Source organism: Corallibacter vietnamensis, assembly GCF_039537875.1.
In the GTDB taxonomy this organism is placed as follows: Bacteria; Bacteroidota; Bacteroidia; order Flavobacteriales; family Flavobacteriaceae; genus Corallibacter; species Corallibacter vietnamensis.
In genome coordinates this window covers 82,839-103,285 of sequence record NZ_BAABBI010000001.1, presented here as the reverse complement: position 1 = coordinate 103,285, position 20,447 = coordinate 82,839, and the positions used below count along the sequence as shown (strand labels likewise).

Genomic DNA, 20,447 nt, shown 5'->3' with positions numbered 1-20,447 from the left:
TTATGTTGTTTGATAGTTGTGTTATCTTGAATGATATAATTGTTATCTTGCCACTCAATTAATAATCATTTGTAATTTATTTTGAAGTTTCTACGATATATATTATTTCCTGTTGTTCCTATTTATTATGCAATTACTTGGTTAAGAAATGTTATGTATGATAAAGGATTAAAACCTTCTACATCGTATGATTTTCCTGTGATATGTGTTGGTAATTTAAGTGTTGGTGGTACAGGAAAAACGCCTATGATAGAATACTTGATTAGATTATTGCAATATGATTATAAACTAGCAACTTTAAGCCGAGGATATAAACGTGAAACCGAAGGTTTTAAGCTTGCAAATCATTTAGATTCAGCTAAAACTTTAGGAGATGAGCCTTTTCAGTTTTATAGTAAATTTAAAAATACAGTCTTGGTAGCTGTAGATTCTGATAGACAAAACGGCATACAACAATTAAAATCTCAAAGTCCTACTCCAGAAATTGTTTTGCTTGATGATGCCTTTCAGCATAGAAAAGTAAAAGCGGGATTATATATTTTACTTACTACTTATAATAAATTATACTGTGATGATATTGTGTTGCCAACAGGCGATTTAAGAGAGCCAAAACAAGGCGCAAAGCGAGCACAAATAATAGTGGTTACAAAATGTCCGAATACATTACAGGAAGCAGAAAAGGCGCAGATTGTAAAACGATTGAAACCAGAAGCTCACCAAGAAGTGCTTTTTAGTAGTATAGGATATGCCGATAATGTTGTTTCGTCTGCTGGCGTAGAAAAGCCAATTGCAACATTAAATACATTTACACTTATAACAGGTATTGCAAATCCAAAGCCGTTGATAGACTTTTTACAGTCGCAAGGGTTACAATTTAATCACCTTAATTTTAAAGACCATTATGCTTTTACTGAAAATGACATTAAAGCATTTGAAAAACTATCTTGTATAGTTACTACAGAAAAAGATTTTATGCGTCTTAAACAGTATGATTCTCTTAAAGATATATTATACTATTTGCCAATTGAAACAGAAATGAATGAGCAGGATAAAATGCAGTTTGATACTTTAGTGAAAAAGTTTGTAAAGGGTTAAGTCGAAGTAGTTTTGTTATTATCTATTAGGGCATTGTACAGTTTTTTCTCGAAGTCTTCTTGCTTAAACGGTTTAGAGATAATGTCATCAAAACCAGCTTCGTCAAACTCTTGCATTTTATCTTCAAGTGTAACAGCGGTTAAGGCAAATATGGTTATCTCTTTATTGAATGTTCTAATGATTTTAGTTGCTTCAAGTCCGCTAATTCCTGGCATATGAATATCCATTAAAATAACATCGTAGTTTTGGGTTTTAACCATATCTACGGCTTCTTCGCCATTATCTACAACCTCACAATAAAGTTTCATTTTATTAAGGATTTTCTTGGTAATCATTTGATTGATTTTATTATCCTCAACAACTAGAATCTTAATGTTGCTTAACTCAAGCTCATTAATATCTTTAAAGTATTCTTCTTTTTTCTGTTTTTCTACTTCTTCTGAATATTTCAATGGAATTTCAAAAATAAATTTAGACCCTTTACCTAATTCACTTTCTAGGTATATTTTTCCTTTTAAAATTTCAATCAATCCTTTTACAATAGATAAACCTAAACCAGTACCACCGTATTTTCTGTTTATTTGTATAGAGCCTTGAGAGAAACTTTCAAAAAGAACTTTTTGTTTTTCTTGACTGATACCAATACCGTTGTCTTCAATTTCAAATCTAACTGTATAGATATCGTCCTTTTTTTCTAGTTTGTATGCTCTTACCCAAATATCACCATCTTTAGTAAACTTAATTGAATTTCCTACTAGGTTGATTAAAATTTGAGATATTTTAAGTTGATCTGCCATAAAGTTTTTTGGCAAATCATTATCGTAGCTTAAATGAATTTGAATGTTGTTATCTAGCGCAGAATTGTTTAATGCAGCTATAACATTGGTCATTTTTTTCTTCAGATTAAAAACTTCAGGTTCAACCTCTACTTTGTTGGCTTCTATTTTATTGATTTGAAGAATATCATTAATAAAAGTGAGTAAATAATCTCCGGAGAATTTTAAAGATTTTAAATGTTGAACTTGACTAGGTTTAGGGTCTTCATCTAGTAACATACTGGTTAATCCTGTTACAGCATAAAGCGGTGTTCTTAATTCATGTGTTACTGTAGAAAGAAAATTTGCTTTTGTTTTTGAAGCTAATTCTGCTTTTTCTTTTGCTATAATTAATTCGCCATTTTTTTTGTGTAACATATTGTTGGTTTTTAACCTTATGTTATTGTTTTTATATAGCGATAGTGTTAGTAGTGATAGTATGGTTATTAAGGCAATACTTAATATCGTTGTAAGCTTGCTTAAGCTTATTTCTTCTTTCTTTTCTTCTAGGTCAGCGGCTTGTTCCTTTTGGTATTCGGTTTGGTTATCTATTAAAAACTGAATGCGTTTTTCTTGAGATAAATTGTTTCTTTTTAAGGTAATTAAAGAATCAGTTAACTCGGTATGCTTAAGTAAATATTCATGAGCTTTTTGATAATTTCCAGCTTTGTAATTTAAGTCGCTCAATACACGATAGCCATTGTTTAATACGTTGTTAAATTGATTGTCTTTGGCTATATTAAGACCTTTGGTGGCTGTGCTTAAACCTTCGTCAATGTTTTCTAAATTCCCTAATGCTTGGCCTTTATTTATTAAAGCACTACTTAAAATTTTGTTTAAATCATACCTGTTGGCTAAAGCAATAGATTTATCTAGTTGAATTCGTGCATGTCTATTGTCTTTTAAGGCAATGTAAGTTTTTCCTTCGTAGAGTAGAACTTCGGCAACGAATTCGTCAAGGTCTTCTTGTTCAAATAAAGATTTAGATGATTTGTAATAATCTAAAGCTTGTTTGAAATCTTTTTTACTAGAATAAACATTTCCTAATGTTTTATAGGTTTCAGCAAGGTTTATGTCATCTTTAGCAAAACGCTGAACTTCATTGGCTTTGATAAGTGATTTTATAGCTTCATCTAGCTCTTCAAAAATATAGTGAAGTTTTCCAATTTTTGAGTAGATGATTCCAATACTTTTTTTGTTGTCTATTTTTTCAGCAAGTTTTAAAGCTTCTTCTAGTTTTTTTTGAGCATTAAAATAGTCGCTATTGTCCATGTCGCTTTGCGCTTGGTCAATGCGGTAATCAATGCTTATTTGAATAGCTTCAGGGTCATCTTGAATAGAGTCTTGTGCTGAAGTATTAAAGCTTACAAGCAGTAATATGGCAAATATGTAGTTTTTTACTTGGGACATATCAAGTCGCTATTACCAACAAATATAATTATTAATTCGATAAAAGTGATTCTTTGTTCGATAAATCGTTTATTAAATCTATGATTCTCTGCGAATAAGCAGTTTCATTATCGTACCATCCTATTATTTTTACCATATTGCCAATTACAGAAGTCATTTCAGAATCAAAAATACATGAGTGCCTGTTTCCTACAATATCTATTGATACAATAGGATCTTCGGTGTATTCTATTATATTTTTATAAGTGGTTTTTGCAGCTTCTTTAAATGCGTTATTAACATCCTCTATACTTACCGTTTTACTTACGTTAAATGTAATGTCTGTTAGGGATCCATTAGCCACAGGAACGCGAATGCCACAGCCACCTATAACATTTGATAGATTAGGGAAAATTTTGGTTAATGCTTTGGCTGCTCCCGTTGTTGTTGGTACTATAGATTGTCCTGCCGCTCTTGCACGTCGTAAATCACGATGTGGTTGGTCATGCAAGCTTTGATCTGTAGTGTAAGAGTGTACAGTTGTAATATAGGCTTCATTTATACCACAAAGTTTGTTAATAACATCAATCATAGGTGCGGCATTGTTGGTTGTGCAAGATGCATTTGAAACAATGGTTTCATCTCCTTTTAATAGATGGTCGTTTACGCCAAGAACAATGGTTTTTATGGAGTCGTCTAGCGGTGGCACGCTCAAAATAACACGTTTGGCACCGTTAGTTACATGAGATTCTAATTCTTGTAGTGTTTTGAATTTTCCAGTAGATTCTATAACAAAGTCTACCTTTAGAGGTTTCCAGTTGCAATCTAAAGGGCTTTTAAAATGAAAAAGCGGTATGCTTTTATTGCCAACTATAATATGATTTTCATCAAAAGAAATAGGTTTGTTTAAAACACCATGTATGCTATCATATTTTAAAAGATGACTTAAGGTTTTAGAATCGGCTAAATCATTAATGGCAACTACTTGAATGTTTTTGTGCTCTTGAAGTAATCTAAAAACACGACGACCTATTCTGCCAAAGCCGTTTATAGCTACAGTAATCATTAATTAATGTGTTTTTGAGCTTTGTAAGATGATCTTACAAGGGCGCTACTTTCTACATGACGAAAACCTAAATCTAAACCTATTTGTTTGTATTCTTCAAATTGATCTGGTAAAATAAACTGTTTTACAGGCAGGTGTTTTTTACTTGGTTGTAAGTATTGCCCAATTGTAACTACATCTACATCATGTTCTTTTAAGTCATGAAGGGTTTGTATAACTTCTTCACGAGTTTCTCCTAATCCTAACATGATTCCCGATTTTGTGCGGCGTTGTCCTTGTTGCTTTAGATATTTTAATACTCCTAAACTTCTGTCGTATTTTGCCTGAATACGAACTTCTCTTGTTAGTCTACGAACGGTTTCTATATTGTGTGATACTACTTCAGGAGCAACATCTATAATTCTGTCTATATGTCTTTCTGTGCCTTGAAAATCAGGAATAAGAGTTTCCATAGTTGTTTCAGGGTTCATTCTTCTTACGGCTTTTACGGTTTCAGCCCACATAATGCTCCCCATATCTTTTAAATCATCTCTGTCAACACTTGTTAGAACAGCATGCTTTATTTTCATGATTTTTATAGATCGCGCCACTTTTTCTGGTTCATCCCAATCTACTGTTTCAGGTCTTCCTGTTTTTACACCACAAAACCCACATGATCTGGTGCAAACATTTCCTAAAATCATAAATGTAGCGGTTCCTTCTCCCCAACATTCTCCCATGTTAGGGCAGCTTCCAGAGGTACATATTGTGTTAAGTTTATACTTGTCTACTAATCCACGTAATTCGGTATACTTCTTACCTGTAGGTAGTTTTACTCTTAACCATTTTGGTTTTCTTTCTGGTAAAATGTTTGAAGCTGTTTCTGTATTCATATGCATATTTTTCCTCTGCAAAGATACAAAAGATAAGTTGTATAAAAGAGTGATTAACTTGCTTTAAGGAATGATTTTAAAAAGGTGTTTTTTTGCTAGTTCAAACTTTTTGTCTATGTGCTTTTTACCTTCAGTATATTCTGCGCCCCAGCGATTTACTATGTTTATTTTGCTCATACGTTTCATGTACTTTAGATGTTTTTTGTAAAGATATTTTTTACTTAAGTATTTGAAGTGTAATAGTTTGAATTCAAATAAGATGTCTTGATTACCTGATGCGTAAAATTCTGGGTCGCAAGAATGTGCGCCATAATCAAAGTTTATGTTTTTAACTTTTTTAGGACTAAAAATGATTGTTTTATCAAACCTGTAATTTCTTACACCATATTTTACTTGGTCTAATAAAGAGATTTTGTAGTCTTTTGGGAATTTTTTTGAGAACATTTCATAGCCTATTACACTACATATTGCAGGTTTTTGTTCTTCTAGAAGTTTTAATTTTTCAGGTAGGTTTTCTGCGTATAAAAACTCATCCATATCACAAACTATTACATAGTCAGCATCACTTTCTTTCCAGCAGTTGTTTTTTATGTCTGTTTGAATGTCTTCTCTGTAAAGGTTTGGTTCACCAAAGTTTTTAATTTTTACATCGGGATATTCATTGGTAATGATTTTAATAGAATCATCGGTGCTATTGTTGTTTAAGACAGTTATTTCTGTACAAAATTTAGAATAATAATTAAGCGTGTGTCTAATCATTAAAGATTCATTAAAACACAGTATGTAGGCACTAATTTTCATATTGAATGATTATTTGTTTTTTGAATAATTTCAGATAGTAATTTTTTAGCTCGTAATAATTTTACCTTAACATTGTTTATTGGTTCGTCAAGCTCTTTTGAAATTTCTTTATAGCTTAACTCTTGAAAATATCTTAAGTTTATAATTTTTTGGTAGTGAGGCTTTAACTTCTTTATGTCACGAAGTAGTTTGGCTAAATTTTGTTCTGTTATAATTTTATCTTCAGGAGTAGGAGACTCATCTAATATTTGATTAAAAGAAGAATCATCATTAGATATGGTTTGAGAAAGGTGTTTTTTTTCTTTTCTAACAAGGTCTATATGAATGTTTTTTGAAATGGTTATTAACCAAGTTTTAAAAGTGTATGTCTCATTAAAAGTATGTATTTTATCAAAAGCTTTAGAAAATGCTTGAATGGTTACATCTTCAGCATCGTTTTCGTTTTTTATACGTTTTAATTGAAACCCATATACATCGTCCCAAAATGTGTCTAATAAATAATTAAATGCTTTTTGGTCATTTTGTTTTGCCTTTTTTATGGCGTCTTTTATTTCCAATGTGTAGGTTTTGAGAATAGGTTTATGATAAAGATAGTTAATTGAGAGGTAATTAAAAAAAGTTCTAATATTGGAAGTAAGAAAATTAAATCTTGTTCATTTAGTTTTTTTGCTGAAAATCCTATGGATAGAAATTGAGCGATAAATCGTAAAGCAATTAACGCAACTACTACGTTTATAAAGCTTTGAGATGCAATTAATGTTATAGATAATATCCAGAATAACAACTGCGATATATAAAAAAGCCCTAATAAAAATTTATGTGCTTTTTTATAGTGATTTGCAGCAGTAATATGTCGTCTCTTTTGTTTTATCCAGCTAGCCAATGTGGTTTTAGGATTTGAAGTTGTAAAGCTTTCTTTTGTAACACAAATAGCAGTGTTTTTTGAGTTCCCTACTTGGTTTATAAATAAGTCATCGTCTCCAGATCTTATATGCATATGCCCCATAAAACCATTGGCTTTAAAAAAAAGATCTTTAGTATAAGCCAGATTTCTACCAACACCCATATACGGCATTCCTAGTTTAGCAAAAGCCATATACTGTGTAGCGGTAAGAAGAGTCTCAAAGCGTACTAGCTTATTTAGTATAGAGTTTTTAACTTTAGAATAAGCGCCATACCCTAAAACAATACTTTTGCTGTTATTAAAATGAGATACCATTTCTGATATCCAATGTTTTGATACAGGTTTACAATCAGCGTCAGTAAATAGTAAAATGTTGTGCTTGGCAGCTTTAATGCCTAGAGTGAGAGCATATTTTTTGTTTGCCCAAAATGCTTCGTTATTTTTTACGTTTACTATTTTTATTGAATCATTTGTATTAGCAAAGTCTTCCATAACCTCTAGTGTATCATCAATAGAAGCATCGTTAATTAATACAATTTGATAGTTTGCGTAATCTTGATTTAAAATGTAAGGTAAAAAAGTTCTTAAATTAGTTGCTTCATTTTTAGCGCAAATAATTACAGATACAGGGACGTTTTCTTTTGTTTGTTTTTTTTCTTTGGAAAAAGCAAATTTCCCAAATACAAACAAATAAAACATAACTTGAATACTAACAACACCAGCAAAGGTGTAGCAAACTATTTCAAGAATGTTCATGTATGCTTACGAATGTTGAGGTTCGTTGCAGTTGCTAAATTGGTCTGGTGTTTTACCACAAAAGCCACAAGCTTCTCCGCTTTTATTAAGCATTGGGTTCTGGCTAGCGCATGTACCGGCAAATTCTCCGTCTTTTTTTGCCCAGATTTTTATGGCAATTCCTGCGATTCCTAATCCTAATAGAATTAATGTGATTAAAAGAAGTTTCATGTGTTTATTTTTCTTTCTTTTCTAATTATTACAAGACGTTATTAATGTGGTGCCTGTAATTTTTTACAAAGGTAGCCATTTTTACTTAAAAACACGTACAACAAAGCCTCACTTTATAAAATGCAAAGTGAGGCTTTGAGCGTGTAAATAGACTATTGTTTATTTATTTTTTTGAAAGCTAATTTCAGCAACAGCATTTTCTTTTGAGCTGTTATTTATTTTGCTTCCTTTTTCTTCAATGGTAATGCTTAAGCCTAATGCGTTTTCGGTATAAGGTATTTCCATTAGTTTTCTGTCAGTTTCGCTTAAAATACCAAGATTTACCATTTTGTCTTGTACTTCAGCCCAAATTTGATAGCATTGTTCTTCTGGTAGTTGCGGTAGAGAAACCACATCTATCATAGATTTTTTTTCTTTTGGATTTATGTAAGCGACTGTTTTAAGGTTTTTAGCTCTGTTGTTTCCGTTTATGATATACTTTTCAGTTTCAGGGTTGTTAAGCTGTTTAAACTGACGCATGATATCGTCCAATCTTTTGTTTTGAGAATCAATATCGCTTCTTAAATCAAAAATTTCATCTACTACTTTTTGATTTTCTAAATTAAGACTTTGTTTTTGAGTGTATAAAAACAAAGTTGTTCCTGCAAATATAAAAGCGGCAATACTAGCAGCAATACTGTAGTTAGTCCATTTTTTTTGCTTTGTTTCAGGATTTAAACTTAAAACAGGAGTTTCTTCATCAAGCGCATCAAAAATGTTGTTTAAGATGTCTTTAGGAGCTTCAACAGCATCACGTTTAGCAACAATTTCTAAATTGTGCTGTAGTGTGTTGTAGGCATTCTGTACTTCTGGGTATTTAGATATATAGGTTTCTACCATTTCAGTTTCAGCAGAGGTAGTGCTACCTAATAGATACTTGTCTAGAAGGTCAGAATTTAAAAATGTATTTATTTTATCATTCATGACTTTTTTAATTCTGGATCGTAAATTTTTTTCAGTTCACGTAATCCAATTTTTAATCTTGATTTTATTGTACCTAGCGGAATTTCTAATTCGTCGCTAGCTTCTTGTTGTGTCATGCCTTCAAAAAAGAGGGCGTTAATAACTATTTGATATTTCTCGTCTAACGTCTTTAAGTGCGTTTTAATGTCTAATACATCTTGGTTTAAACCTTGTGATGTTAATTTATATACGTTTGAAGTTTCAATTTGGACTTCTTTACTTGTTTTATTTGACTGATAACGAACTTTATCGATGGCTGTGTTGTAAGCAATTCTGTATAACCAAGTAAACAATTTTGCTTTCTCTGGGTTGTAAGATTTAGATTTTTTCCAAACTTTAATAAAGGTTTCTTGCAAGGCATCTTGCGCCAAGCTTTCATCTGTTAAAACCTTTGAGATTACACCAAATAAGGCGTCAGCATAGTTTTCATACAGTAATGAAATGGCTTTTTTATCACTTCTATGTAATAAACTAACAATTTGTTTTTCAATTGGTGTGCTCAAATTTGTTGATAGGTTTGTTAGTAAATATCAAATTTAGAGATTTCTTTTTTATTTAAAGAATATTTACTTCAGCTTCAATAGAAATATCAAAAAGCTGCTGGATGGTTTTTTGTATAAGTTTTGATAGATTTAAAATATCTGTACCACTGGCACCACCGTAGTTAACGAGTACTAATGCTTGTTTGTTATGTACTCCGTAATTTTCAAATCGTTTTCCTTTAAAACCAGCTTTTTCTATAAGCCAGCCTGCAGGAACTTTAATGTCTGTGTTTGAGATAACATATCCAGGGATTTCAGGGAAATTCTCTTTTAAGAGATTGTATTTTGTTATTGAAATTACTGGATTCTTAAAAAAACTACCGCTGTTACCTATTTGTTTTGGGTCTGGTAATTTGCTTTGTCTTATTGCTATAACAGCTTTAGAAACGTCTTGTATTGTTGGTTGTGTTATATTTTGAGTTTCTAATTCTGACATTATAGCTCCATAACCAGTGTGCAATTCATGATTTTTTTTAGACAACTTAAAGGTTACATTGCAAATTATATATTTTCCTTTTGCTTCGTGTTTAAAAATAGATTGTCTGTAGCCGAAATTGCAGGTTTCATTTGTAAACGTTTCTATGTTTTTTGTTTCAAGATTAAGAGCTTCACATGAAACAAAAGTGTCTTTTATTTCTACACCATAAGCACCTATGTTTTGTATAGGAGCTGTGCCTACATTTCCCGGAATTAGTGATAGGTTTTCAATACCACCAAAATCATGCTTTAAACACCATAGTACAAATTCGTGCCATACTTCACCAGCATTCGCTTTAACAATAACGTGGTCTTCGGTTTCTGAAATAATAGAAATTCCTTTAATGTTAATATGAATGACAAGTGCATTAACATCTTTTGTTAATAACATATTACTGCCACCACCCAAAATGAGTTTGTTAGGGTAGATATTTGATGATAAAATATCTATGAGCGAATCAATACTTGAAATAGATGTAAAGTGTTTTGCTTTTACATCTATTCCAAATGTATTGTATGGTTTTAAGGATATGTTATTTTGAATTAGCACTAGTCTTTGTAAACTTTAAGAGCTTCTTTTAATATGTTTACAGCTTTTACAAGGCTTTCTTTGTTAAGAACATATGCAATTCGTATTTGGTTAAGTCCAACACCTGGTGTTGAATAAAAACCTGCAGCAGGAGCAACCATAATGGTTTCTCCGTTTACATCAAAATTTTCTAAAAGCCACTGCGCAAAATCATCAGAGTTTTTTACAGGTAATTCTACAATACAATAAAAAGCTCCTTTAGGTTTGGCAACTTTTACACCTTCTATTTTCTCTAATTCTGAAATTAATGTGTCTCTACGGTCAACATACTCATCTATAACATCAGTAAAATAGCTTTGCGGTGTTTGTAATGCAGCTTCACTAGCAATTTGGGCTAATGTAGGAGGGCTTAATCTTGCTTGGGCAAACTTTAATGCCGTAGCAATTATTTGTTTGTTTTTTGAGACTAAACAACCTATTCTAGCGCCACACATACTATAGCGTTTTGATACTGAATCTATCATAATGGCATGCTCCTGAATACTTTCTTCTTGCATGATAGAGTAGTGACTTACACCATCATAAGCAAACTCTCTGTAAACTTCATCTGCAATTAAAAATAAATCATGTTTTTTTACAATCGCAGCAAGTTTTTGAATTTCTTCTTTAGAATATAGATATCCTGTTGGGTTGCCAGGATTACATATAAGAATAGCTTTTGTTTTTGGTGTGATTAATTTTTCAAATTCCTCAATAGGAGGTAATGCAAAATTATCTTCAATTTTTGAAATTACAGGTACAATGTTTACTCCAGATGCTGTTGAAAACCCGTTGTAGTTAGCATAAAATGGCTCTGGGATAATTATTTCATCATCAGTATCCATAATACTTCCAAAAGCAAATAGTAATGCTTCACTACCACCAGTTGTTACAATAATTTCTTCTTTTGTAACTTTAATGTCATGGTTGTTGTAATAAGCAGCTATTTTGTCTCTATAACCATCAGAACCTTCAGATCTAGTATATGCTAAAATGTCTAAAGAGTGAACTTTTACAGCATCTAAAGCTACTTCAGGAGTTTTTATATCCGGCTGACCTATGTTTAAATGATATACAACTTTTCCTTCTTGATATGCCTTTTCAGCATAAGGAACTAACTTTCTTATTGGAGATTGAGGCATTAATTGCCCCTTTTGAGATATTGTTGGCATGTCTATTCTTAAATTAAAGTAGCAAAGTTCCGAAATTTATATTAAAGTTTTTTTAAAATAGACTGTTAAATATTGAACTTAAATTAAAGATTTGTAAATTGATTAGGTGCTAAATATGAATTTATGAAAAAATGTATCTGTATTTTATTTGCATACTTTTTTGCGAATTCATTTTTATTAGCGCAAAACCAATTTGTTGTTCAAGGAAAAAAAGGTGTTGATAAGATACATTTTCAATTAATAAATAATCTTATTGTTATTCCGGTATCAATAAACGGTGTTGAGCTATCCTTTATATTAGACACAGGCGTAAGTAAACCAATAATTTTTAATTTTTTAAACAGTGTAGATTCACTTCAGATAAAAAACTCCGAAACTATTTTTTTAAGAGGCCTTGGCGAAGACAAGCCCGTTAAAGCATTAAAGTCAACCAATAATATTTTTAAAATAGGAAATGCTGTAAATGTAAACCAAGATTTATATGCAATTTATAACGCCAAACTAAACTTTGCACCAAGATTAGGAATCCCAATTCATGGAATTATAGGGTATGATTTTTTTAAAGATTTAATCGTTGAAGTACACTATGGAAGACAATTTATTAAGGTGATAAATCCAACTGATTTTAATAACAATAAATGTAAAAAGTGCGATGTGCTGCCTTTAGAGTTTTTTAATAATAAACCTTATTTAAATATTAATGTAACGCTTAATGGAAGAGATGTGCCCGTTAAGCTTTTAATAGATTCAGGAGGTAGTGATTCTTTGTGGTTATTTGAAGATGAAATGCTGAATATACAAGTAGTCAATAATTATTTTTATGACTTTTTAGGGCATGGGTTAAGTGGTACTATTTATGGAAAACGATCAAAAGTGGAAAGCGTTTCTGTTGGGCGTTTTGTTTTTAATAATGCTAATGTGGCTTTTCCTGATGCCAAGTCTATAAATCATGTAAAACATTTTAAGGGTAGAAACGGAAGTCTTGCAGGTAATATCTTAAAAAGATTTAATTTAATATTTGATTATCATAACAAACGAGTTTTATTCAAGAAAAGTCGTTACTATAAGGATGACTTTAGCTATAACAAAAGCGGAATAGAATTAATGCATGATGGTTTAAGGTTAGTAACACAGAAACATCGTTCTATAAGACAAGCTCGTGTTATAACAACAAATGTAGATGATTCAACCCCTGTAATTAACAATCAGGTTGATTATAAACTTGTTTTAAAACCAGCCTATTCTATATCAGAGTTAAGAGAAAAATCGCCAGCTTATAACGCAGGGCTCAAAGTAGGAGACATAATTCTGGTTATCAATAATAAAAAGGTTGAAGAATTTACGCTGCAAGAGATCATGCAAAAGTTTTATGGTAAAGCAGGAGAACTCATAAAAATAAAAATAGATAGAAATGGTACAGAGTTAAAGTATCAGTTTTATTTAGAGAGTTTGTTAAATTAAAAAAGGTCTTGAATAACATTATATTCAAGACCTTTTGTGTTTTTAGTATTGGGCTACTATTTCTCCATAACACTTTTACTGCTTTTGCTTAAAACACTTTGCTTTGAAGGGTCAATAACTTCACCTTTAATTTTTAAAACAACAGTTGGTGTTTCAGCATTAGACATTACAGTTATGTTTTTTCTAATAGGCATAACTCTGTTAGTGTCGTACTTAACCTGAATTTCACCAGTTTTTCCTGGCATAATAGGGTCTTTTGGTTTTTTAGGAACTGTACAACCACAACTAGATTTTACGTTTGATATAATAAGAGGAGCATCACCTGTGTTTGTAAATTCAAAAACACGAACGCCATCAGCGCCCTTTTCTATGGTGCCATAATCAATAATGGTGCTTTTAAACTCTATTTTAGCGACTTTATCTTGAGCATTTACTGTAAAACTCAATAATCCGATAAATAATATGGTAATGAAATTTTTCATGATATATAATATTTAATTACTTGGTAAACTTACTTACTTTTTGTGCGTTCTACAAAAAAAATAGACATAATACGTGTTAAAATAACATATCACCTATTTAAAGGCAAACAAAACATTTTATAGAACAACAAAATATAAGTATTTTTGCCTTTCTTAATTCAAAAACTATTCCAAAGATGAGTATTCCATCAAAATATGATGCACAACAGGTAGAAAACAAATGGTATGACTACTGGATGAAACATAATTACTTTCATTCTACACCAGACGAAAGAGAACCATATACTATTGTAATTCCGCCGCCAAACGTAACAGGAGTACTTCACATGGGACATATGTTGAATAATACTATTCAAGATGTGTTAATTCGTCGTGCGCGTTTACAAGGTAAAAATGCCTGTTGGGTTCCAGGAACCGATCACGCATCTATTGCTACCGAAGCAAAAGTTGTTGCCAAATTAAAAGCACAAGGAATAGATAAAAATGATTTAACTAGAGACGAGTTTTTAAAACATGCTTGGGATTGGACGCACGAATATGGTGGCGTAATCCTTGAGCAATTAAAAAAACTAGGTTGCTCTTGCGATTGGGATCGTACTAAGTTTACTATGGACGACGATATGAGCGAAGCCGTAATAAAAGTGTTTGTTGATTTATACAATAAAGGCTTAATTTATCGTGGTTATCGTATGGTAAATTGGGATCCTGAAGCTAAAACAACACTTTCGGATGAAGAAGTTATTTACGAAGAAAAGCAAGGAAATCTATACTATTTAAATTATAAAATTGAAGGTAGCGACGATACGCTAACCATTGCTACAACACGTCCTGAAACCATTTTTGGTGATACAGCAATTTGTATTAACCCTAATGATGAGCGTTTTGTTCACTTACGTGGAAAAAAAGCAATTGTACCAATCTGCAACCGTGTAATCCCTATTATTGAAGATGACTATGTAGATTTAGAATTTGGTACAGGTTGTTTAAAAGTAACACCAGCGCATGACGAAAACGACAAGATGCTAGGTGATAAGCATAATCTTGAAGTAGTAGATATTTTTAATGAAGATGCTTCTTTAAACAGTTATGGTTTACATTACGAAGGAAAAGATCGTTTTGAAGTTAGAAAAGGGATAGTAAAAGAACTTGAAAGTTTAGGTCTAATTGAAAAAATTGAAGACCATAAAAACCGTGTTGGAATTTCAGAGCGAACGAAAGCCATTATCGAACCACGATTAAGCGACCAATGGTTCTTAAAAATGGAAGATTTAGTAAAACCAGCAATAGAAGCGGTTTTAGGTGAAGATGCCGATATAAAACTATTCCCAAAAAAGTTTGAAAATACCTATCGTCATTGGATGGAAAACATTCGTGATTGGAATATTTCGCGTCAATTACTTTGGGGACAACAAATTCCTGCATACTATTATGGTGACGGAAAAGAAGATTTTGTAGTAGCAGAAAACATCAATGATGCAGTAAAACTTGCTCAAGATAAAACAGGAAATTCTTCACTTAAAGCTGAAGATTTACGTCAAGAAACCGATGCATTAGATACTTGGTTCTCATCATGGTTGTGGCCAATGTCGGTTTTTGATGGTATTCGTAATCCAGAAAACGAAGAAATTAAATACTATTACCCAACAAACGACTTAGTAACTGGTCCAGATATTTTATTCTTTTGGGTAGCACGTATGATAATTGCTGGTTACGAGTATAAAGATGAAAAACCTTTTCAGAATGTATACTTAACAGGATTGGTACGTGATAAGCAACGTCGTAAAATGAGTAAATCTTTAGGAAACTCACCAGACGCATTAAAACTTATTGAAGAATACAGCGCCGATGGTGTTCGTGTTGGATTATTATTAAGTAGCGCAGCAGGAAACGATTTATTGTTTGACGAATCATTGTGCCAACAAGGAAAAGGTTTTGGTAACAAAATCTGGAATGCCTATCGTTTAGTTGATGGTTGGGAAGTTTCAGAAAGCATTGAGCAACCAGAAGCAAGTAAGATTGCGATAGAATGGTACGAATCTAAATTCCAAAAAGCATTAATCGAGATAGAAGATCACTTTAGTAAATACCGTTTAAGCGATGCATTAATGGCTATTTACAAGTTGATTTACGACGATTTTTGCGGTTGGTTACTAGAAATGGTAAAACCAGCATACCAACAACCAATAGATGCTAAAACTTATAATGCAATTATCTCAATTTTTGAAGATAACTTAAAAATTGTACATCCGTTTATGCCATTTTTAACTGAAGATTTATGGCATTACATAAAAGATCGTACGCCAGAAGAAGCTCTAATTGTAGCGAGTTGGCCAACAGCAAAAGCAATAAACGAAACCTTGATTTTAGAATTTGATTTTGCTTCAGAAGTGATTTCAGGTATTCGTACTATTAGAAAAGAAAAGAACATTGCGTTTAAGGATGCGATTGGATTTTCGGTAATAAATAACGAAAAAGCATCTACTACGTTTGATGCGATTATCCAAAAAATGGGTAATCTTGAAGCGATTAAATATGTAGATGAAGCAGTTGAAGGCGCATTAACCTTTAGAGTAAAATCAAACGAATATTTTGTGCCAATGGTTGGAGCTATAGACGTTGAAGCCGAAATTAAAAAGCTAACCGAAGAGTTAAACTACACCGAAGGTTTCTTAAAATCGGTACAGAAAAAACTATCTAACGAGCGTTTTGTAAACAATGCACCAGAGCAAGTTGTAGCTTCAGAAAAGAAGAAAGAAGCAGATGCATTAGCTAAAATTGAAACGTTGAAGGCGAGTTTAGCTACATTAAAATAATGAGTAAACGAACGCTTTATACTATTATAGCTGCTCTTATTGTTGTTGGTATTTATGTTTATGAAGCATATTTGAAACAAGAAGAGCAGTTAGAAATAGTAAACAAAGGAGCGCAAGCGAAAACTTTAACAAATGAATTCTTTTTACCAACAAGTACCACAAATCAATTGGTGCATCATGAAGGGTATTCATTAAGTTATAGTGAAGCTCACGAGCAAGCAGAATGGGTAGCTTATGAGTTGAAAAAAACTCAATTGTCATACAATGATTTTGATAGGCCTTATTTTGAAATAGACCAAGCGGTTAAAACAGGTGCTGCGAGTTGGAAAAATTATAAAAATTCAGGCTATGATCGTGGGCATCTTTGTCCAGCAGCAGATAGGCGTTATAGCCAAAAAGCTTATGATGAGACATTTTTAACAAGCAATATTTCGCCACAAAAGCATGATTTTAATTCTGGTATTTGGAATACATTAGAACAAAAAGTACGCTATTGGGCAAAAAAATATGATGGTGTTTTTGTTGTGACAGGAGGTGTTTTGAAAGGAACCATGAAAACCATAGGAAATGAGCATGTTTCTGTTCCAAACCAATTTTATAAAATAGTATTTGATTATAACAACGGAACACCTAAAGTAATTGCCTTCTTATTACCACATAAAAACTCTAAAGAACCTCTTCATAACTTTGTTGTTTCTGTTGATTTTTTAGAAGATTTAACTGGAATAGATTTCTTTTCAGAGTTAGATGATGCAATTGAAAATGAGATAGAAGCTTCTGATAGTTATAGGAATTGGCGTTTTTAATGAAGCTTGTTTAGCATTCCTTTCCACCGTAAACGTCTAATAAATTTTCCTTCCTCTTCAGAAACCAAATAATCTGTTCTATTTCTTTTAGCTTTAAAAAAGCCTGCTATGTAATCTTTAAATAAAGAAAAACTCTTTTTTTTGTACGCTAATTTTAAGGCGGAAATTAAAGTAATAGTAAAGCCATAGCGCATTTTATACATAGCTTCGCCTTGCAAATGTTTTGCAGCTTTGTTATAGCTTATGCCTGTAGGTTTTAAGTGTTTTACATGAAGAGACTCGTCGGTTTGTATATCCCAGTTATGGTATTTAGCTAAAAGTTCATCTATGGTATCCCAACCCATAGAAGTTTTTAGTTTGCCAATATCTTGAAAGCAGGCTTTTCTATATGCTTTTAATGCACCACGTATATGATCTTTTCTCGTTAAGTTTTCTAAAACCCATTGGTCGTTTTTTTCTATGTAGCAAAAACCAGCAACCATACCTAGTTTTGGGTTGTTGTTATAATGAAAAGCGAGTCGTTCTAAATAGTTTTCTGGAAAAATCAAATCGGCATCAAACTTACAAATCACATCATAATCACAATCTAAATCTTCGTAGCCTTTGTAAAATGCATTGATTATTTTGCTGCCAGGGAGATGTTTGTTAGAAGACTTTACACTTATCAAAGAAACCCAAGTATGGTTTTTTCTGAAATTGCTTACAATGTTTTGAGTTTCATCTGTTGAGTTGTCATTAACTACAACTACTTTTTTTGGTAGTAATGTTTGATTTGCTAATGACTCTAAAGTTAATAAGATAGAATCTGCTTCATTATGAGCTGGTATGACAATGTAGAAGTTCACTCAATAATAAATACAGAAATTAAATGCAATTTAGATTTTGGCACAAAAAAACAATTTCTAATTCCATCATCAGCTATTCTTTTAATGGTTTCTACCTTTTTTAGTCCATTATCGGTGTGATTGTAAAATTCATAATCCAAGGAGTTAAAAATGTTTTCTAAATCACTTTCAATTGTATTAAACAAAGTTTCACAAATAATTATTGGCTCTAATTTTTTAATCTCATCTAATCCTGAATTTAAAATTATTGCTTCAGTGCCTTCAGTATCAATTTTTATTAAATCTATTTTATTCAAACTTCTAGATATAATAAAATTGCTTAAAGTTGTAGATTTTACCTTGTTTACCTTAAAATTTCTAGAGGTTTTTTTAGTGCCTGCGTTTCCTTCACCTGCAAGATTATAATTTAAATATTTGTATTTTTTATTTTGAACCTCATAGAAGTCTATTTCTCCTGTGGAGTCAGATATTGCAAGATCGATGGATTCAATTTTGTTTTGAAAATGATTTAATTTAATATTTTTCTCAAGATAATATTTAGGGCCTAAAGCAGGTTCAAAGGCAAAAGCTTTGATTTTTGAGTTTGATTTAGAAGCTAATAAAGAATAATAACCAATATTAGAACCGATATCTAAAAACACATCAATATTTTTCGAGAGTTTTTCAAAAACTTCAGAATACTCAAAATTTTTGTAACCATTCCAAAATAGTAATTGGGTTAAATAACTAGTTTGATTAGTTGCAATTTTTAGGTTGCCTGAATCTGTGTTAAGTTTTATTAAACCTGAAGGAGGAATTTTAATTTTATTTAAAAACAAACCTTTAATGAGAAAGTTAATATTTCTAATGAGAAAATTTATTTTTGAATTATAAATAAATCGGTAAATTAAATTCATGAATGTTTTTTATATATTGCAAATATATACACATTCTTAAAGAATAATTAGTAATAAATGATGAAAAGTTGAATGAGAATCTTAAATGTAATTTTATTTTTTTTACCCTTTAATTTATTCGCTCAAAGCCTTTCAGATGGTTTGCTACTACATTATGAATTTGATGGAGATACTGAAGATTCAAGTACGAACACTAATCATGCGGTGAATTTTGGGGCGACTTTTGTTAATGACAGATTTGGTAATACAAATGCCGCAATTCATTTTGATGGTGTTGACGATTATATTAATTTTCCAAATATTTCTCAATTAAAACCAGATTTACCTGTTTCTTTTTCATTTTGGATTAAGTATGAAAGTTACAATATAAATGATAGAGAAGTATTTAATACGTCTTTTGAAGAAGATAGAAATACAGGAGTTTTTTTTAACTCTCAAGCATCTACAGGTAATTATGCTGTGAATTTTGGAGATGGTTCTTACAGCTATGTTTCTTCAACACGTAGGAGCTATGTGTCAAATTCAGCAATTGATGTTGGTAATTGGCATCAAATTGTAATAGTGGTGACTTCAGCCAATAATATGGAAATCTATTTTGATTGTAATGAAAGCGGGGGTGGTTATTCTGGTTCAGGAGGGTCATTGCAATATTCAGATTTACCAGGGTGTATTGGGAGACATGATAGGGCTTTGGGTGTCTCTGCAAATTATTTCAAAGGAGCTATTGATGATTTTAGATATTGGGATAGAGCCCTTACTGCTGAAAATATTGCTGAACTACTATCATCGACATTAATAAGTTCGGTGGCATATATAGATCCAACGGATTGTGGTTTAGACGATGGAACTATAATAATATCGGATTTAAATTTGAACGCAAACTATACAATAACATATGAATACATGGGGTCTGGATTTACACATAGTATGCAATCAGATGGCTCAGGTGGAATTGTAATAGTAGATTTGCCAGAGGGTATTTATGAAGATATAGTTATAATGGATGACTCAACGGGTTGTTCAAGTAGTTTGGGAGATATTGAACTGACATCGCCAACTCTGGATGCGACCCTCTCATCTATAGATCCAACAGACTGTGATGCAGATGATGGCAGCATAATCATTTCTGGATTGTTGACAAATACGGAATACACTATTAGTTATAATGACGGTTCAAGTCAAACTGAGACATTGTTTTCGGATTCCAATGGAGAAGTAATCTTGACTGATTTGGCATCAGGGCTTTATCAAAGTATTTCAATTGAAGAGGTAACTACTGGTTGTATAGATGATTTGGGTCAAGTAATGCTTATTGCGCCTGAACTAAATTCTGAAATAACTTGGACAGATCCAACGGATTGTGGTTTAGACGATGGAACTATAATAATATCGGATTTAAATTTGAACGCAAACTATACAATAACATATGAATACATGGGGTCTGGATTTACACATAGTATGCAATCAGATGGCTC

19 protein-coding genes are annotated in these 20,447 nt (G+C 31.8%); 5 read left to right on the top strand and 14 right to left on the bottom strand.

All coding sequences use genetic code 11. The features are described from left to right. Positions 1 to 81 precede the first annotated feature (81 nt). The gene (gene lpxK / locus ABD690_RS00515; RefSeq protein WP_344725951.1) at positions 82 to 1,095 is read left to right on the top strand and encodes a tetraacyldisaccharide 4'-kinase; all 1,014 of its coding nucleotides are present in this window, start codon (positions 82 to 84) and stop codon (positions 1,093 to 1,095) included. Here lpxK and ABD690_RS00510 read toward each other — a convergent pair. The 11 genes from ABD690_RS00510 to ABD690_RS00460 form a co-directional block, all read right to left on the bottom strand. Next, positions 1,092 to 3,320 (bottom strand): tetratricopeptide repeat-containing hybrid sensor histidine kinase/response regulator, encoded by a 2,229-nt coding sequence (locus tag ABD690_RS00510; protein WP_344725949.1) that lies wholly within the window; start codon positions 3,318 to 3,320, stop codon positions 1,092 to 1,094. The genes lpxK and ABD690_RS00510 overlap by 4 nt on opposite strands. Positions 3,321 to 3,351: 31 nt before the next feature. Beyond that, the gene (gap, locus tag ABD690_RS00505; RefSeq protein ID WP_344725947.1) at positions 3,352 to 4,365 is read right to left on the bottom strand and encodes a type I glyceraldehyde-3-phosphate dehydrogenase; all 1,014 of its coding nucleotides are present in this window, start codon (positions 4,363 to 4,365) and stop codon (positions 3,352 to 3,354) included. Then, positions 4,365 to 5,237 (bottom strand): lipoyl synthase, encoded by an 873-nt coding sequence (gene lipA, locus ABD690_RS00500; RefSeq protein WP_344725945.1) that lies wholly within the window; start codon positions 5,235 to 5,237, stop codon positions 4,365 to 4,367. The genes gap and lipA overlap by 1 nt, the downstream gene beginning before the upstream one ends. Before the next feature lie 63 nt (positions 5,238 to 5,300). Then, positions 5,301 to 6,038 carry a glycosyltransferase family 2 protein gene (locus tag ABD690_RS00495; protein ID WP_344725943.1) on the bottom strand — a complete coding sequence of 246 codons (738 nt, stop codon included), beginning with the start codon at positions 6,036 to 6,038 and terminating at the stop codon, positions 5,301 to 5,303. Beyond that, positions 6,035 to 6,595, bottom strand: a complete 561-nt coding sequence (locus ABD690_RS00490; RefSeq protein WP_344725941.1) for an RNA polymerase sigma factor — start codon at positions 6,593 to 6,595, stop codon at positions 6,035 to 6,037. Before ABD690_RS00490 ends, ABD690_RS00495 begins: the two co-directional genes overlap by 4 nt. Beyond that, entirely contained in the window at positions 6,586 to 7,698 is a 1,113-nt protein-coding gene (locus ABD690_RS00485; RefSeq protein WP_344725939.1) for a glycosyltransferase, read from the bottom strand. The genes ABD690_RS00490 and ABD690_RS00485 overlap by 10 nt, the downstream gene beginning before the upstream one ends. A gap of 6 nt (positions 7,699 to 7,704) precedes the next feature. Then, positions 7,705 to 7,908, bottom strand: a complete 204-nt coding sequence (locus ABD690_RS00480; protein WP_344725937.1) for a membrane or secreted protein — start codon at positions 7,906 to 7,908, stop codon at positions 7,705 to 7,707. A gap of 159 nt (positions 7,909 to 8,067) precedes the next feature. After that, positions 8,068 to 8,871, bottom strand: a complete 804-nt coding sequence (locus ABD690_RS00475; RefSeq protein ID WP_344725935.1) for an anti-sigma factor domain-containing protein — start codon at positions 8,869 to 8,871, stop codon at positions 8,068 to 8,070. Then, positions 8,868 to 9,413, bottom strand: coding sequence for an RNA polymerase sigma factor (locus ABD690_RS00470; protein WP_344725933.1), 546 nt, complete (start codon positions 9,411 to 9,413; stop codon positions 8,868 to 8,870). Before ABD690_RS00470 ends, ABD690_RS00475 begins: the two co-directional genes overlap by 4 nt. 52 nt (positions 9,414 to 9,465) lie before the next feature. After that, positions 9,466 to 10,479 carry a UDP-N-acetylmuramate dehydrogenase gene (murB, locus tag ABD690_RS00465; protein WP_344725931.1) on the bottom strand — a complete coding sequence of 338 codons (1,014 nt, stop codon included), beginning with the start codon at positions 10,477 to 10,479 and terminating at the stop codon, positions 9,466 to 9,468. Further along, positions 10,479 to 11,669, bottom strand: coding sequence for a pyridoxal phosphate-dependent aminotransferase (locus ABD690_RS00460; RefSeq protein WP_344725929.1), 1,191 nt, complete (start codon positions 11,667 to 11,669; stop codon positions 10,479 to 10,481). Before ABD690_RS00460 ends, murB begins: the two co-directional genes overlap by 1 nt. Before the next feature lie 123 nt (positions 11,670 to 11,792). Here ABD690_RS00460 and ABD690_RS00455 point away from each other — a divergent pair, with 123 nt between their 5' ends. Beyond that, positions 11,793 to 13,130 (top strand): aspartyl protease family protein, encoded by a 1,338-nt coding sequence (locus ABD690_RS00455; RefSeq protein ID WP_344725927.1) that lies wholly within the window; start codon positions 11,793 to 11,795, stop codon positions 13,128 to 13,130. Between the two features lie 56 nt (positions 13,131 to 13,186). Here ABD690_RS00455 and ABD690_RS00450 read toward each other — a convergent pair whose 3' ends face one another. Further along, positions 13,187 to 13,612: a DUF1573 domain-containing protein gene (locus tag ABD690_RS00450; protein ID WP_344725925.1), complete on the bottom strand. Its 426-nt coding sequence runs from the start codon at positions 13,610 to 13,612 to the stop codon at positions 13,187 to 13,189. Between the two features lie 176 nt (positions 13,613 to 13,788). On the opposite strand from ABD690_RS00450, the gene ABD690_RS00445 reads away from it, so the two are divergent. Together ABD690_RS00445 and ABD690_RS00440 are read left to right on the top strand one after the other, a co-directional pair. Beyond that, the gene (locus ABD690_RS00445) at positions 13,789 to 16,425 is read left to right on the top strand and encodes a valine--tRNA ligase (protein WP_344725923.1); all 2,637 of its coding nucleotides are present in this window, start codon (positions 13,789 to 13,791) and stop codon (positions 16,423 to 16,425) included. Beyond that, positions 16,425 to 17,231, top strand: a complete 807-nt coding sequence (locus ABD690_RS00440) for a DNA/RNA non-specific endonuclease (protein WP_344725921.1) — start codon at positions 16,425 to 16,427, stop codon at positions 17,229 to 17,231. The genes ABD690_RS00445 and ABD690_RS00440 overlap by 1 nt, the downstream gene beginning before the upstream one ends. Here the strand turns inward: ABD690_RS00440 and ABD690_RS00435 are convergent. Together ABD690_RS00435 and ABD690_RS00430 are read right to left on the bottom strand one after the other, a co-directional pair. Then, entirely contained in the window at positions 17,228 to 18,076 is an 849-nt protein-coding gene (locus ABD690_RS00435; protein ID WP_344725919.1) for a glycosyltransferase family 2 protein, read from the bottom strand. The two genes, ABD690_RS00440 and ABD690_RS00435, sit on opposite strands and share 4 nt — an antisense overlap. Next, positions 18,073 to 18,972, bottom strand: coding sequence for an FkbM family methyltransferase (locus tag ABD690_RS00430; protein ID WP_344725917.1), 900 nt, complete (start codon positions 18,970 to 18,972; stop codon positions 18,073 to 18,075). The genes ABD690_RS00435 and ABD690_RS00430 overlap by 4 nt, the downstream gene beginning before the upstream one ends. 72 nt (positions 18,973 to 19,044) lie before the next feature. Here ABD690_RS00430 and ABD690_RS00425 point away from each other — a divergent pair. Next, a partial coding sequence (locus ABD690_RS00425) for a LamG domain-containing protein (RefSeq protein WP_344725915.1) occupies positions 19,045 to 20,447 on the top strand: 1,403 nt, incomplete at its 3' end.

Bases quoted from the DNA above. Each gene is read 5' to 3' on its own strand.
- ABD690_RS00510 (WP_344725949.1), bottom strand. From the start codon at position 3,320: ATGTCCCAAGTAAAAAACTACATATTTGCCATATTACTGCTTGTAAGC.
- gap (WP_344725947.1), bottom strand. From the start codon at position 4,365: ATGATTACTGTAGCTATAAACGGCTTTGGCAGAATAGGTCGTCGTGTT.
- lipA (WP_344725945.1), bottom strand. From the start codon at position 5,237: ATGAATACAGAAACAGCTTCAAACATTTTACCAGAAAGAAAACCAAAA.
- ABD690_RS00495 (WP_344725943.1), bottom strand. From the start codon at position 6,038: ATGAAAATTAGTGCCTACATACTGTGTTTTAATGAATCTTTAATGATT.
- ABD690_RS00485 (WP_344725939.1), bottom strand. From the start codon at position 7,698: ATGAACATTCTTGAAATAGTTTGCTACACCTTTGCTGGTGTTGTTAGT.
- ABD690_RS00480 (WP_344725937.1), bottom strand. From the start codon at position 7,908: ATGAAACTTCTTTTAATCACATTAATTCTATTAGGATTAGGAATCGCA.
- ABD690_RS00475 (WP_344725935.1), bottom strand. From the start codon at position 8,871: ATGAATGATAAAATAAATACATTTTTAAATTCTGACCTTCTAGACAAG.
- ABD690_RS00460 (WP_344725929.1), bottom strand. From the start codon at position 11,669: ATGCCAACAATATCTCAAAAGGGGCAATTAATGCCTCAATCTCCAATA.
- ABD690_RS00455 (WP_344725927.1), top strand. From the start codon at position 11,793: ATGAAAAAATGTATCTGTATTTTATTTGCATACTTTTTTGCGAATTCA.
- ABD690_RS00450 (WP_344725925.1), bottom strand. From the start codon at position 13,612: ATGAAAAATTTCATTACCATATTATTTATCGGATTATTGAGTTTTACA.
- ABD690_RS00445 (WP_344725923.1), top strand. From the start codon at position 13,789: ATGAGTATTCCATCAAAATATGATGCACAACAGGTAGAAAACAAATGG.
- ABD690_RS00440 (WP_344725921.1), top strand. From the start codon at position 16,425: ATGAGTAAACGAACGCTTTATACTATTATAGCTGCTCTTATTGTTGTT.
- ABD690_RS00430 (WP_344725917.1), bottom strand. From the start codon at position 18,972: ATGAATTTAATTTACCGATTTATTTATAATTCAAAAATAAATTTTCTC.